The organism is Promicromonospora sp. NPDC060204, from assembly GCF_042728455.1.
GTDB lineage: Bacteria > Actinomycetota > Actinomycetes > Actinomycetales > Cellulomonadaceae > Promicromonospora.
This window is the reverse complement of sequence record NZ_JBHWZO010000175.1, coordinates 1-13,056: the sequence shown is the minus strand read 5'-3', so window position 1 is coordinate 13,056 and position 13,056 is coordinate 1. Positions and strand designations below refer to the sequence as shown.

Genomic DNA, 13,056 nt, shown 5'->3' with positions numbered 1-13,056 from the left:
GTGCCCGCTTGAGCACCACACCTTCACCTAGAGCCACAGGGTTCAGAACCCGCCTTGGTTCCGGCGCGTGTAACCGCCCTGGTGCCTACGGCCAAAGCCGCCCTTGTTCTTACGCATCGATTCCCCTCTCTGTGTGAACTCTACTGAGCACACCAATCCGACAACGTGGACATTATGGATGCTAGAGGCAAATCTGGTCTCTGGTCAACGGTTCGCCAGCCCCTCGACCGAGCTGAAGCAGACGAGCGGCACCGGCTCGGCGACGTCACGGAGGGCGGCCGCGAGCGCCGCCTCCGGATCGTCGGTCTCGCGCAGGTGGGCGTGCAGGCGGGGCATGACGCGGGCGGCGAGCTCGTCGGAGAGCTTGGCGACGGACGCGATGACGGCGCGCGCGCCCAGGCGCAGGAGCACCGACGTGAGCCCCAGGAGCTCGCCACCGAGCACCTGGGTGGAACCGCCCACCTCGCACGACGACAGGATCACCACGGAGCCGGGCAGCGGTGTGCCGTCGAGCTCGTGGGCGAACAGCGGGCCGTCGGCGAGGTCGATGCTCGCGAAGAGGGGGTTGTCGGCGTCGTGCTGGCCGTGGGTGGCCAGGTGCACGACGTCGTGGGTGGCGAGGGCGGTGCGGACCTGCTCGGTGACGGCGTCCTTGCCGGTCAGGACGGTCGCGCCCGGCCACTGCTCGCCGACGGCGCGGGCCTCGGTCGCGCCGTGCCGGACGCCCGGGCCGGCCGCGGCGAGCAGCTTGCGCTCGCCGGTGGGCCGGGCATGGGTGCGGCCGCGCGCGACGTACGAGTTCACCGAGGTACGCAGCCCGCCCCGGGACGGGAGCGCGGCCCACGGCACGCTGAGCAGCGGTTCCCGGGCGACCACGTAGAGGTCGCCGTCGGCGTGGAGCGGGGCGAGCAGGACGGTGTCGAGGGCCTTGAGGTTGCGCGCCAGCGAGGCCGTCGCCGCGGCGCGCAGGGGCGCCGGGATCAGGTCGTTGGCGGCCATGGCGAAATCGGCGGAGAGGCGGCGGACCCGCTCGATCACGTCGTCGGCCGGGCCGATGTCGACGGTGGTGACGCCGGCGGCGTCGACGCGGACGCAGCGCAGGACGTCGTCGATGACGAGGAAGCTCGCCACGACGTCGGTCTCCTTCTCCCGGCCGGCCAGGATCTGACGGACCTCACTGACGGTCACCGGATGCTGCACGGCGCCCGCGTTGCCCGCATGGCGCCATGAGCGTTCCCGGACCTCCTCCTGGATGCGGCTTGCACGCCGGGTGAGGCGTTCACGCTCCTTGCTCTCGGCCATGCCGAGCTCGCGCGCCTTGGCCAGCAGTCCCCGGGCCTCGGTGAGCAGTGCGGCGATCTCCGGGTCGTCCGGAGGCGTGACCCGGCCCGTCCCCGCGAACGTCGAGCGGCCCCGCTCCAGCGCGTCGAACAGGGCTGAGGGCCGTCCGGTCCGCGCGGCCGCCTCGACGTCGACACGCGTCAGGTCGACACCGTGCGCCGCGGCGGCGGTGACGGACTCGACGGAACCGAGCCTGCTCCGGTGGTCCGCGAGCAGGCCCAGGCCTGCTCGCACGGCACGCAGTCCCCTGGCGCGGTCACCCGTCGCGAAGGCGAGCTCCGCCCGCGCTGTGTAGTGATGGACCCGCATGGTCAGCGGGGAGGTCGTGAAGCCGCGAGGCAGTTCCGCGAGCGTCGCACGGGCGCTGTCGGGATCTTCGGCCCGCAGGAACCACTGTGCCGCCACCAGGCGTGCCGCGTGGCCTGGGTGCTGGCCCAGGACCGGGCCGGCGAGGTCGCCCGCGCGGGCGGCGTCGAGCGCCTTGGCCGCCCGGCGGCGGGCCGAGGCCCGTGCCCGAGGCCCGGCGTGGCTCCTGCGCGCGGGCTCGAACGCGGCTTCGAGCTCAAGGACGCGCGCAAGGGCAGCGCGAGCGTCGTGGCCGATGTGCTCGAAGTGACGACGCGCCCGTGCGGCGAGGGTGGCCGCATCACCGAACCGCTCCAGGATCAGGAGGCAGCGTGCGCGGTAGTACTCCGCCTCGGCAAGCTCCGGACGGAGCCGTGACGCCTTCAGCTCGGGGATCGCCTCGGTGAGCAGCTCCTCCGCGGCGACCACCAGGCCTCCCTCGAAGAGGGCCTCGGCGCGACCGAGCATGTCGATCGCGGTGCTCTCGTCCGGAAGTACGGCGAGTGCCTTCTCCATCGCCATCAGGGCACCCGGCAGGTCGCCCATCAGGTGGCGGACGTACCCGATGTTGTGCAGCGCGAACGACTGGGTTCGGGTGTTGCCGTCCTCCTCGGCGTACCGATGTGCCGACTCGTGGTCCTTGAGCGCCTCGGCGATACGCCCCACCTGCATCAGCGCGAAGCCTCGGTTGAGGTGATCGATCGCGCGACTGCGCAGGTCGTCCGGGTCGTGCGCGGCCAGCGACGCGGAGATCGGGGCGAGGCTCGCGGCGAACTGGCCGCTCCTGAGCAGGATGACACCCCGCTGACCGGAGACCAGCCCGACAAGTCCGCGCCGGAGCGACTTCGGCGCCGCCTCGGCCTCGGCCTCGGCGAGGTCCAGTGCCGTCGTGGTGGCGTCGATGTCCATCGAGAACTCGTAGGTCGCCAGCGCGAGGCCCAGGTGCGAACGCACCATGAGCCTCGCGCGCCGCTCTACCTCGTCCTCCGTTCGGGCGTCCGACCTGGCGAGGTCGGCGACCAGGACTCGAAAGGCGGCTAGTGCGTCGACCGGCTGGTATTGGTCGTTGAGAGTCCGAGCGGCCGTGTACCGCCGCTCGAGCTCATCCCAGTCCATCCTGTTCATATGGCGCCACGCTACTCAGCAAACCGTCAGGCGGCGCAGGAATCGCCCGGTAGAGATCGCTGACTCTCGTCACCGCGTCCCAGGCTGCCGCGACGCGCGAGGAGAAGACGGCGGGTGTGCCGTCAGCACCAGGAAGCCGACCCTGCAGGATCGCCGCGGCAAGTTCCCCTGCCAGCACCGGCGCTGCGAAGGACGTGCCACTCCACAGGCCGAAACCGCTGCTGAAGTTGTCGGGGTCGACCGTCCGGCGCAGCCCGTCACCGCTCTGCCAGGGCTGCTCGGCACCGTCGAAGGTGACGGGCATCGAGCTCAGTACGTGCGCCCCGGGCCGAGCCGCGATCACCCACGGGCCGTCGTTGCTGAAGTCGGCCAGCGTGCCGTCCGGGTTATAGCCCGTGACCGGAAGGAGCGGCGTGTAGTCCGACCGCAGGTCCTCCTGCTGCAGCGGGACGGCACCGTCGGGCGTCCGGCGGACCCGAGGGGCCCACGCAGCGGGGAACATCGGCCGGCCCGAACCGTCGTTGCCCGCGGAGACCACCACGAGCACACCCTCCCGACGCAGATCGCGCAGCCTCGCGCGGAGCACACCGTCGTAGTCCTCGTCGTCCTCGGGCCGTTCCGCGTAGAACCCGCCGCTGATCACCACGACATCGACCGGCCAGCAACCATCGGTTCCGGCAACACCCCGCAGGTGGAACTCCAGGAGCTTCTCCAGGGTCCGTGCGAGGTCCCACTCCCGCACCCGACCGTCACCGCTGAAGATCCGCACGGGCATGATCGCGGCGTCAGGGCTCACCTGGTGCACCACCCCGGCGATGAACGTTCCGTGACCGGCGTAGGCGTCGAGGTACGCGGCGTCGTCACGACGCCGACCACGGACCTCGGCGTCGTACAGCGGCTCGTCCTCCGCGCCCGTGCCGATCGGCTCGCCGTCGAGCATCGCCCCGCGCAGTACGACGGAGCTGGAGTCGTCAAACCAGGGATGGTCGCCGATCCCCGAGTCGAGCACGGCCACCACCGGGCGGGCCGTACCGTCCGCGGTCGTCACCGGTGAAGCGCCGGCGGCGAGCGTGCGTCGCGGCGCAGGGCCCAGGAAGACCGCTGGCTCACGGTCGATGGGCCGCCCGTGTCCCTGCCACTTCCCATGACCCGTCAGGATGTGGTCCAGCGACACCCGGTGCCGGTCGTCGCCCACCGCATCCGCCACCTCGTCCAGCAGGTCCCACACGTCGCGCTCGGCCGCGCCCTGCTCCCCCGTCGAGACACGGAAGGCCAGACCGGGTGAGGTCGACGCGCTGGCACGCGAAGCCGCCTCCTCGAGGAGGGTCTCCTCGAGTGTCAGTCCTCGCGCCGCGGCTCGTTCGCGGACCATCCCCACCACGGCATCGCTCTCGACGTCGTCCACCGCACGGACGATCAGCCGGTCCGAGACGTAGCGTGTCGGCATCAGCCGACCCTGACGTCGGGACGACGCCCGTGCGGGATCGAGATCCCGCACTCGGCACCATGTTCCAGCGTGGTCTCGTACGCGCAGCTCGGGCTCGGGAATGGGCTCGCTCACGGCAATACCTCTCCATTGACAACGATTGCTCGACAGACCCCGCCGCGCCCCTCGGCCGGATCACACACGGTGGTAGTTCAGTGGTTCAGCAGTTCACAGCTCGATGATCGGCGTGCTCACGGCACCGCCGCCGCCGTCGGTCCGGCGGACCACCAGGCTCGCGCGGCCACGCTCGACCGCGTCGAAGGAGAACCGGCCGTCCTCATCGGACGCCGTGGAGACCACGTCGACACCCGGCCGGTGCAGCTCCACGTTCAGGCCGGCCGCCGGGGCGGCCCAGCCGTCGATCCGCACCCGTCCGCCGGCGGACGGGGACAGCGTGATCATCACGGTCAGCGAGTCGTGCGTGAAGGTGATGGTCTTCGCCTCGGCAGGTGCGGCGTCGTCGGCCCGGGCGGCCGGAGCGGCCCCGCGGACGCCGGCGAGCGGCGTGTCGAGGTAGACGGCCTCCATGAGCTCGGCCTCGAGGCCGGCCAGCGTGATCGCGAACAGCGACCGCTCGACGAGCCCCTCCGGCACCGGGTCCACCGCGCCGACCGCGCGGGCGAGGCGGGTCAGCACTGCCCCGTCCCCGGCGTCCAGCGCGCCCTTCGGGTCGAACGCGAGGCGCCCCACGGCCTCGTCGTCCATGTTGGATTCCGGCGTCAGGTCCACGAGAAGTCCCCTTGCTCATCGAGGATGGTCCGCAGCTTCGCCAAGCAGCGGCCACGAGTCGAACCGATGGAACCCATCGGCATTCCGATCGCCGCCGAGATGTACCGGTAGTCCGGCCGGTCGGCGAGCGAGACCAGACGCAGCAGCTCCTGGCAGCGTCCGGGCAGTTTCTGGAGCGACGTCCACAAGATGCGGTCGCGCTCGTCGCGCAGCACCTCGGCGTCGGGTGGTGGATCGTTCGCGGGGAGAGCCATCGGATGCTCGGGGCTGTCGTCCGGCAGCTCGGTACGGCGCTTCTCGTCGTCACGGTGCTTGCGCACCGCCTCCCAGGCAGCCCGCTTCGCGGTCACCAGGAGCCACTTCAGCACGGCCTTCGGCTCGGCGATGGTCTCGGCATGCCGCACGAGCGCCACCCAGGTGCTCTGCACGACGTCGTCCGCGGCGTCGCGGTCGACTCCCTGCGCCCGGACCGTATGCCACAGCAACGGCGTCGCCTCGCGCACCAGGTCGCCGAGCGCCTGGTGGTTGCCTGCGCGGTACTCGGTCAGCGCGATCGCTGCGCGATCGCCGAGCGTGAGACCGGACCCGTCGACGTCGGGCAGGGCCTCCCTTGATCCTGTCATTGCACCACGGGATTCTCTGCTGGCGGATGTTTCCACGTCACCTACCGGACGTGGAGCACTTGGACCAACCGAGTCTACGGCGGGGCTCGCGGATCCGGGGAGGTGGAAAATGGTGCCCACCAGGCACTCCCCTCTCCTCAGCTCACGTCGGCTTCCTGCCGCCCATCAGACAAGAGGCCCGAGCACCCCGTTCGATACATGGTTCTGATGAAAATTCAAAAAGGCCCGCACCCCTTGCGGGATGCGGGCCTTTTAGCGCTCAGGAGAGCTCGGCTCAGGCCGGGAGCTCCTCCAGGAGCTTGGTGGTCTTGCTCTGGTCCAGCGGGATGCCGGGGCCCATCGTCGTGGTCATGGTCGCCTTGCTGATGTAGCGACCCTTCGAGGACGACGGCTTGAGGCGCAGGACCTCGTCGAGCGCGGCGACGTAGTTCTCCAGCAGCTGAGCCTCCGAGAAGGAGGACTTGCCGATGATGAAGTGCAGGTTCGCGTGCTTGTCGACGCGGAACTCGATCTTGCCGCCCTTGATGTCGGACACGGCCTTGGTGACGTCCATGGTCACGGTGCCGGTCTTCGGGTTCGGCATGAGGCCGCGAGGACCGAGCACCTTACCGAGGCGACCGACCTTGCCCATCAGGTCCGGCGTGGCCACGGCCGCGTCGAAGTCGGTGTAGCCGGCGGCCACCTTCTCGATCAGCTCGTCGCCACCGACCTCGTCGGCACCGGCCGCACGGGCCTCCTCCGCCTTGGCGGCGTTGGCGAACACGATGACCTTGGCGGTCTTACCCGTGCCGTTCGGCAGGTTGACCGTGCCACGGACCATCTGGTCCGCCTTGCGCGGGTCCACGCTCAGCCGGAACGCGACCTCGACGGTGGCGTCGTACTTGACCGTGGCGGTCTCCTTGGCCAGACGGATCGCGTCCAGCGGCGCGTACAGCGTCTCGCTGTCGATCTTCTCCGCGGCGGCGAGGTACGCCTTGCTGCGCTTTGCCATGTTTCTCTCCTTGTGGTCGTAGCGGACCGTATGGCCCTGCCACTGGTGGTGGTTCGTCCGGGGCCGAGGCCCCGGGGGGATCACTCCGAGACGGTGATGCCCATGGAGCGGGCGGTGCCCGCGATGATCAGCGAAGCGGCGTCGAGGTCGTTCGCGTTCAGGTCGGGCAGCTTGGTCGTGGCGATCTCGCGGACCTGGTCCTTGGTGATCGAGGCGACCTTGACCGTGTGCGGCGTCGCGGAGCCCTTGGCCACACCGGCGGCCTTCTTGATGAGCTCGGCGGCCGGCGGGGTCTTGGTGATGAAGGTGAACGAGCGGTCCTCGTACACGGTGATCTCGACCGGGATGACGTTGCCGCGCTGCGACTCGGTCGCCGCGTTGTACGCCTTGCAGAACTCCATGATGTTCACGCCGTGCTGACCCAGCGCGGGGCCGATCGGCGGAGCCGGCGTCGCGGCGCCGGCCTGGATCTGCAGCTTGATGAGGCCGGAGACCTTCTTCTTCGGGGGCATGCGTTCACTACCTTCTGTTGGATGGGCCTACGCCGTGGGCGATGACCCGGTTGCAATGCTGGGGTACGGACGAATCAGATCTTGGCGACCTGGTTGAACCCCAGCTCGACCGGGGTCTCCCGGCCGAAGATGGAGACGAGGACCTTGAGCTTCTGGGCCTCGACGTTGATCTCGGAGATCGAGGCGGGCAGCGTGTCGAACGGCCCGTCGGTCACGGTCACCGACTCGCCGACCTCGAAGTCCACGTGGACCGGCGCCTTGCCGCTGCTGGTCATCGTGCCCCCGCCGGCGGCCTGCTGGCCGACCTGGGCGGGCTGCGGCAGCATCGACGGCGCGAGCATCGAGTAGATCTCGTCGAAGCTCAGCGGCACCGGCTGGTGGGTGTGCCCGACGAAGCCCGTGACACCCGGCGTGTGCCGGACGGCGCCCCACGACTCGTCGGTCAGGTCCATGCGCACGAGGACGTAGCCCGGGATGCGGACCCGGCTCACGATCTTCTTCTGCGCGTTCTTGATCTCGGCGACCTCTTCCATCGGAACCTCGACCTGGAAGATGTAGTCCTCCATGTTCAGGCTCTGGATGCGGTTCTCGAGGTTGGTCTTCACGCGCTTCTCGTACCCGGCGTACGAGTGGATGACGTACCAGTCGCCCAGCTGGCTGCGGAGAGTTCGCTTGAACTCCTCGACCTCGTCCACGATGACGTCGCCGTCGGCGTCAGCGGGGCGCTCGTCGTCGGCGTCGCCCTCGTCCTCGGGCTCGACGTCGGTCTCGGCCGGGGTCTCGGCGTCCGCAGGCACGTCAGCGTTCTCGGCGTCCAGGGGCGCGTCGACGGCCGTCTCGTCGCCGTCGGCCGGCGAGACGTTCTCCGTCTGGTCCAGAGAGTCCTGGGACACGAACGAACCTGCTTTCTCTTCGTGCGCCGGGGCTGCGCCCGGCACGGGTGTGCGTACTTCTACGAGCTGTGTCCGGCCATTGTCGCGCGAAAGTACCCCGAAGGGACAATCAGCGACGGGCGAGAACCGTCACAGCGAAGTACTGCGCAGCGTGCCCCATGAGCTCGTCCGGCGCACCCGGACCGACACGGGCCCGTCTCCGAGACCGGTCGACGGCGGCGTCAGCCGCCGGATCCGCGAGGGAGGATCAGCCGAAGACCCAGCCTGCGAGCATGCCGAAGGCGTAGTCCAGGGCCACCACGAAGATCATGACGACGACCAGGAAGACGAGCACGACGGTCGTGTAGGTGAAGAGCTCGGAGCGCGTCGGCGAGACGACCTTCTTGAGCTCGGCCACCACCTGGCGCACGAAGAGCGCGATTCGGGCGAAGATGTTGCCGCCGCCCTTGCTCGGACGCTCCGCAGCGCTCTGGATCACCTCGGTGTCGCTCACTGCTACCCCACTCCTGTGGCCCGGCGCGCCGGGCGGCGCGGACTGCCGTTCCAGGTCCACTCACGTGGGCCCGCTGCGCGCGGCCCCGCTGGGGTTCACGCTGGCAGGGTAGACAGGACTCGAACCTGCAACCTGCGGTTTTGGAGACCGCTGCGCTACCAATTGCGCCACTACCCTTTGTGTTCGATGCCTGATCTTGCCATACCACGTGCCCTGGAGAGGCGCACGGCATCAGGTGAGCATCGATCACCGAGGCACAACTGTACGGTACCCGGGGCCGTAGGTCGAACTCGTTCCGGACCGGCCCTTGCAGGTCGCGGAAGGTCCCTTGTCCACCGGACGACGGACACCAGGTGCAGCCGAACGGGCGTCCCGCCACGAGGCTCCCACGGAGCATGCTCGAACCATGCAGACATCGGGCACTTCGGCCGTTCGGGTACGCGGCCTCCGCAAGCGGTACGGCAACGCCCGTACCGGGTTCAAGGACGCCGTCGCCGGCCTGGACCTCGACGTCGCCCACGGCGAGATCGTGGCGGTGCTCGGCCCCAACGGCGCGGGCAAGACCACCACCGTCGAGATCCTCGAGGGCTTCCGCGACCGGGACGACGGCGACGTCACCGTGCTCGGTGCGGACCCCAAGGAGGCCGGGCGTGCGTGGCGCGCACGGATCGGCGTGGTCATGCAGGACTCCCGGGACCTGAGCGAGCTCACGGTCCTGGAGAAGGTGCGCTCCACGGCAGCCGCCTACCCGGACTCGCGCGACCCGGCGGAGGTGATCGCCGCCGTCGGCCTCGCGGAGAAGGCGAAGGCCCGAACGCGCGGGCTCTCCGGCGGGCAGCGGCGGCGGCTCGACGTGGCCCTCGGGATCGTCGGCCGGCCCGAGCTGCTCTTCCTGGACGAGCCCACCACCGGGTTCGACCCCGAGGCGCGCCGCTCCTTCTGGGACCTGGTGACCGGGCTGCGCGACGACGGCACCACGATCCTCCTGACCACCCACTACCTGGACGAGGCAGCGCAGCTTGCCGACCGCGTCCTCGTCGTGCGCGACGGCGTCGTGGTGGCCGAGGGCACGCCCGACTCCCTGGGCGGGCCCGGGGCCCGGACGCCGGTCGTCGCCTGGGACGACGGCGGAGTGCGCCGCACCGAGCGCACGGACCGGCCCACCGCTACCGTCGCCCGGCTGATCGCGGCGGCTGGACCCGGCGGCGAGGTACCCGGTCTGTCCGTGACGCGGCCGACGCTCGAGGACGTCTACCTGTCCCTGATCGGCGAGATCCCGACCGACACCGAGGAGGCGGCGTGATGAGCACGACTGCTGCGACGAGCACGACGGCCCGGACCGCGGCGGGCGCGGTCCGGAGGCTGCCCGGCACGCTCCGGCTCGGCCTGGTGCGCGGTGGCGTCGAGCTGCTCCAGTTCGTCCGCGAGCGCGACTCGATGGTGTTCGGCTTCGCCTACCCGATCATCATGCTCGCGATCTTCTCCACGGTCTTCGGTGACGACGACCCGGCTGTGTCGAACGGCGTCAGCGTGAGCTTCGCGCAGTACTTCCTGCCCGGGATGATCGCGACCGGCGTCATGCTCTCGACGTACCAGACGCTCGCCATGTCGATCGCCGTCGAGCGCGACGACGGGACGCTGAAGCGGCTGCGCGCCACACCCCTGCCCGCGACGTCGTACTTCCTGGGCAAGGTGTTCCTGTCGCTGGTCACCGTGCTCGCGCAGACCGCGCTGCTGCTCGCGGTCGCGGCACTCGCCTTCGACGTGCCCCTGCCCGACGACGTGGAGCACTGGGTCACGTTCGCGTGGGTGTTCGTGCTCGGGACGGCGGCGGGGGCGGTGTGCGGCGTCGCGTACTCGTCGGTGCCCCGGTCCGGCCGGTCCGCGAGCGCCGTGGTGGTCACGCCGCTGTTGGTGCTGCAGTTCACCTCCGGGGTGTTCTTCCCGGTGACCCAGCTCCCGGGGTGGATGCTCGACCTGTCCTCGATCTTCCCGCTGAAGTGGATCGCGCAGGGCATGCGGTCGGTGTTCCTCCCGGAGGCGTTCGCGGCGGCGGAGCCGGCCGGCTCCTGGCAGCACGGCGCGACGGCTGCTGTACTGGCGGCATGGCTGGTGGTAGCGCTCGTGGTCGGCACCCGGACGTTCCGGTGGCGACGGCACGATGACGGCTGACGGAACTGCGGCTGCCGGCATCCCCGCGGGCGAGACGGCCGGTGGCAGCTCGGCGGGCGAGGCAGCGGCGGACGGGCCCTCCGTGAACCTGCTGTACGCCGGGTGGGAGCAGCAGGTGCGGTGGTGGGACGCGGCGTTCGGCGTGATCGTCGCGCTGACCGCCGTCGCCCTGGTGCTGGAGGGCACGCGCGGTGTGTCGCTCGTGGTCGCGCTCGCCGCGCTGGCCGCGATCGTGGTCGCGTACCTGCTGTGGGGTGCGCGGGCGGCGCGGACCAGGGAGCGGCGGCTCGCCATCGCCTACCTGGTGGTGCTGGTCCTGGGTACCGGGGTGGCCGTGTCGCAGGCGGGCATCGCGACGTTCCTGATGTTCATCGCGTTCGCGCAGGTGTGGATGCTGCTCGAGACGATCCGGCAGGGCGTGATCGGCTGCGTCGTGCTCGCCGTCTCGGTGACGGTCGGCATCGTCGCCGCGTACGGCTTCGACGCCGCCGTGGTGCTCAGCGTGGTGCCGCAGATGTTCGTGACGCTCCTGTTCGCGGTCGCCCTGGGGCTCTGGTTCCATCTCGCGATGCGGCGCGCCGAGGAGCACGCCCGGCTGCTCGACGAGCTGCGCGCGGCGCAGGCGGAGCTCGCGCGGACCAACCACGAGGCGGGCGTCGTGGCCGAGCGCGAACGGCTCGCCCGGGAGATCCACGACACGCTCGCCCAGGGCTTCACGAGCGTGGTCATGCAGGCGCAGGCCGCGACGGCCGCCCTCGACCTCGGGGACGACGCCGCCGTGCGCGAGCGGCTGCACCTCGTCGAGGACACGGCCCGCGACAACCTGGCCGAGGCGCGTGCCCTGGTGGCCGCCTTCGCGCCCGTGGCGCTGCAGGACGCCTCGCTCCCGCAGGCGCTGAGGAGGCTCACGGAGCGGTACGCCCTGGAGACCGAGCAGGTGGTGAGCTTCGAGGCCGACGGCGTCGGGCCGCTCCCGCCGGCCACCGAGGTGGTGCTGCTGCGGGCCGCGCAGGAGGCGCTGACGAACGTGCGGCGGCACGCGCGGGCCATGACCGTCGCCGTGCGCCTGGCGCGGGCTGAGGGGGCAGTGATCCTCACCGTCGCCGATGACGGGCGGGGTTTCGGGGCGGAGGTCTCGGACGGGTTCGGGCTGGCCGGGATGCGCGACCGGGTGCGGTCGGCGGGCGGCACGCTGTCGGTGAGGTCCGAGGCCGGCGCCGGGACGACGCTGCGGGTCCGGGTGCCGGTCGAGGACGCGGCCGACCCCGCCCAGGGAAGCGAGGCGGGATCGCCCGGGAGGACAGGATCGGACGGCAAGGCGGGATCGGGCGACGGGACCAGGGCCGTGGAGCCCGCCCGCGACGGGACACGGGGGGTGGCGGGATGATCCGGGTGCTGGTGGTGGACGACCATCCGGTGGTGCGGTCGGGCCTGGCGGGCATGCTGACGGTGGAGGACGACCTCGAGGTCGTGGGCGAGGCCGCCGACGGGCACGAGGCGGTGGCGCTGGCCGCCGAGCTCCGGCCCGACGTGGTGCTCATGGATCTGCGGATGCCCGTACTCGACGGCGTCGCGGCGACCGCCGAGATCGTCGGCACGGGCCCGCGCGTGGTGGTGCTGACGACGTACGACACCGACGCCGACATCCTGCGGGCCGTCGAAGCCGGGGCGACCGGCTACCTGCTCAAGGACACGCCCCGCGCGGTGCTCGTCGCGGGCGTGCGCGCAGCGGCCCGCGGCGAGACGGTGCTGGCGCCGAGCGTGGCGACACGCCTGGTCAGCTCGGTCCGCACGGCTGCCGAACGGCCCTCGGCGCGGGAGACCGAGGTGCTGGGGCTGGTGGCCCGTGGGCGGTCGAACTCGGAGGTCGGGCGCGAGCTGTCCATCACCGAGGCCACGGTCAAGACGCACCTGCTCCGCGCGTTCGCCAAGCTGGGCGTCGCGGATCGGACGGCGGCCGTGACGGTGGCTCGGGAGCGCGGCTGGATCGCCTGAGCTTTCGGCGACGGCACACGGCGCCTGCCGCTAGGTTGCCCGCATGAACAACTCGGGCGAAATCGACATCACTGCACGCGTCGAGGCGGCGGTCGCGTCGGCGATCTACGACATGGTGCTGCCGATCGACACCATGGGCGTGACCTTCCACGACGGCGCGCTGGACGACGTCACCGAGGCCTACCGGGCCGCGCCGGACGCCACCCTCGCGGCGGCGGACGCGCGGTTCGCGGCGCACATGGCGACGGTCGCGGAGACAGGTTCGGACGACGAGGCCGAGGGGCCGATGCTCCGGGCGCGCGCCGCGATGGCCCTCAAGGAGCGCCTCAAGGAGCTGTGACGAGCGGCCCG

At 71.0% G+C, this 13,056-nt stretch carries 13 protein-coding genes and 1 tRNA gene; 5 read left to right on the top strand and 9 right to left on the bottom strand.

Translation table 11 applies throughout. The features are described 5' to 3' along the window. Positions 1–204: 204 nt before the first annotated feature. The 9 genes from ACFWEJ_RS20030 to ACFWEJ_RS19990 form a co-directional block, all read right to left on the bottom strand. Positions 205–2,643 carry a CHAT domain-containing protein gene (locus ACFWEJ_RS20030; RefSeq protein ID WP_377230949.1) on the bottom strand — a complete coding sequence of 813 codons (2,439 nt, stop codon included), beginning with the start codon at positions 2,641–2,643 and terminating at the stop codon, positions 205–207. 145 nt (positions 2,644–2,788) lie between these two features. Further along, positions 2,789–4,258, bottom strand: coding sequence for a S8 family serine peptidase (locus ACFWEJ_RS20025; protein WP_377230948.1), 1,470 nt, complete (start codon positions 4,256–4,258; stop codon positions 2,789–2,791). Positions 4,259–4,465: 207 nt separating this feature from the next. Then, positions 4,466–5,002, bottom strand: coding sequence for a hypothetical protein (locus ACFWEJ_RS20020; protein WP_377230947.1), 537 nt, complete (start codon positions 5,000–5,002; stop codon positions 4,466–4,468). Positions 5,003–5,016: 14 nt separating this feature from the next. Beyond that, a complete protein-coding gene (locus ACFWEJ_RS20015; protein WP_377230946.1) occupies positions 5,017–5,685 on the bottom strand; it encodes an RNA polymerase sigma factor in 669 nt (222 codons plus the stop codon). A 238-nt stretch (positions 5,686–5,923) separates the two neighbouring features. Next, on the bottom strand, positions 5,924–6,640 hold the full coding sequence (gene rplA, locus ACFWEJ_RS20010; RefSeq protein WP_377230945.1) for a 50S ribosomal protein L1: 717 nt from the start codon (positions 6,638–6,640) through the stop codon (positions 5,924–5,926). 80 nt (positions 6,641–6,720) lie between these two features. Continuing rightward, on the bottom strand, positions 6,721–7,152 hold the full coding sequence (rplK, locus tag ACFWEJ_RS20005) for a 50S ribosomal protein L11 (protein ID WP_020016098.1): 432 nt from the start codon (positions 7,150–7,152) through the stop codon (positions 6,721–6,723). 74 nt (positions 7,153–7,226) lie between these two features. Further along, a complete protein-coding gene (nusG, locus tag ACFWEJ_RS20000; protein ID WP_377230944.1) occupies positions 7,227–8,045 on the bottom strand; it encodes a transcription termination/antitermination protein NusG in 819 nt (272 codons plus the stop codon). A 247-nt stretch (positions 8,046–8,292) separates the two neighbouring features. After that, positions 8,293–8,538 carry a preprotein translocase subunit SecE gene (secE, locus tag ACFWEJ_RS19995; protein WP_377220036.1) on the bottom strand — a complete coding sequence of 82 codons (246 nt, stop codon included), beginning with the start codon at positions 8,536–8,538 and terminating at the stop codon, positions 8,293–8,295. A 101-nt stretch (positions 8,539–8,639) separates the two neighbouring features. Next, positions 8,640–8,715, bottom strand: a tRNA-Trp gene (locus ACFWEJ_RS19990). 229 nt (positions 8,716–8,944) lie between these two features. Here ACFWEJ_RS19990 and ACFWEJ_RS19985 point away from each other — a divergent pair. Genes ACFWEJ_RS19985 through ACFWEJ_RS19965 form a run of 5 tightly spaced genes read left to right on the top strand, consistent with a single transcriptional unit; the run spans position 8,945 to position 13,045 of the window. After that, complete coding sequence (locus tag ACFWEJ_RS19985) at positions 8,945–9,841, top strand: ABC transporter ATP-binding protein (protein WP_377230943.1); 897 nt, start codon at positions 8,945–8,947, stop codon at positions 9,839–9,841. Beyond that, on the top strand, positions 9,841–10,710 hold the full coding sequence (locus ACFWEJ_RS19980; RefSeq protein ID WP_377230942.1) for an ABC transporter permease: 870 nt from the start codon (positions 9,841–9,843) through the stop codon (positions 10,708–10,710). The genes ACFWEJ_RS19985 and ACFWEJ_RS19980 overlap by 1 nt, the downstream gene beginning before the upstream one ends. Beyond that, entirely contained in the window at positions 10,700–12,097 is a 1,398-nt protein-coding gene (locus tag ACFWEJ_RS19975; protein ID WP_377230941.1) for a sensor histidine kinase, read from the top strand. Before ACFWEJ_RS19980 ends, ACFWEJ_RS19975 begins: the two co-directional genes overlap by 11 nt. After that, on the top strand, positions 12,094–12,705 hold the full coding sequence (locus ACFWEJ_RS19970; protein WP_377230940.1) for a response regulator: 612 nt from the start codon (positions 12,094–12,096) through the stop codon (positions 12,703–12,705). Before ACFWEJ_RS19975 ends, ACFWEJ_RS19970 begins: the two co-directional genes overlap by 4 nt. A gap of 43 nt (positions 12,706–12,748) precedes the next feature. After that, positions 12,749–13,045: a hypothetical protein gene (locus tag ACFWEJ_RS19965; RefSeq protein WP_377230939.1), complete on the top strand. Its 297-nt coding sequence runs from the start codon at positions 12,749–12,751 to the stop codon at positions 13,043–13,045. Positions 13,046–13,056 lie beyond the last annotated feature (11 nt).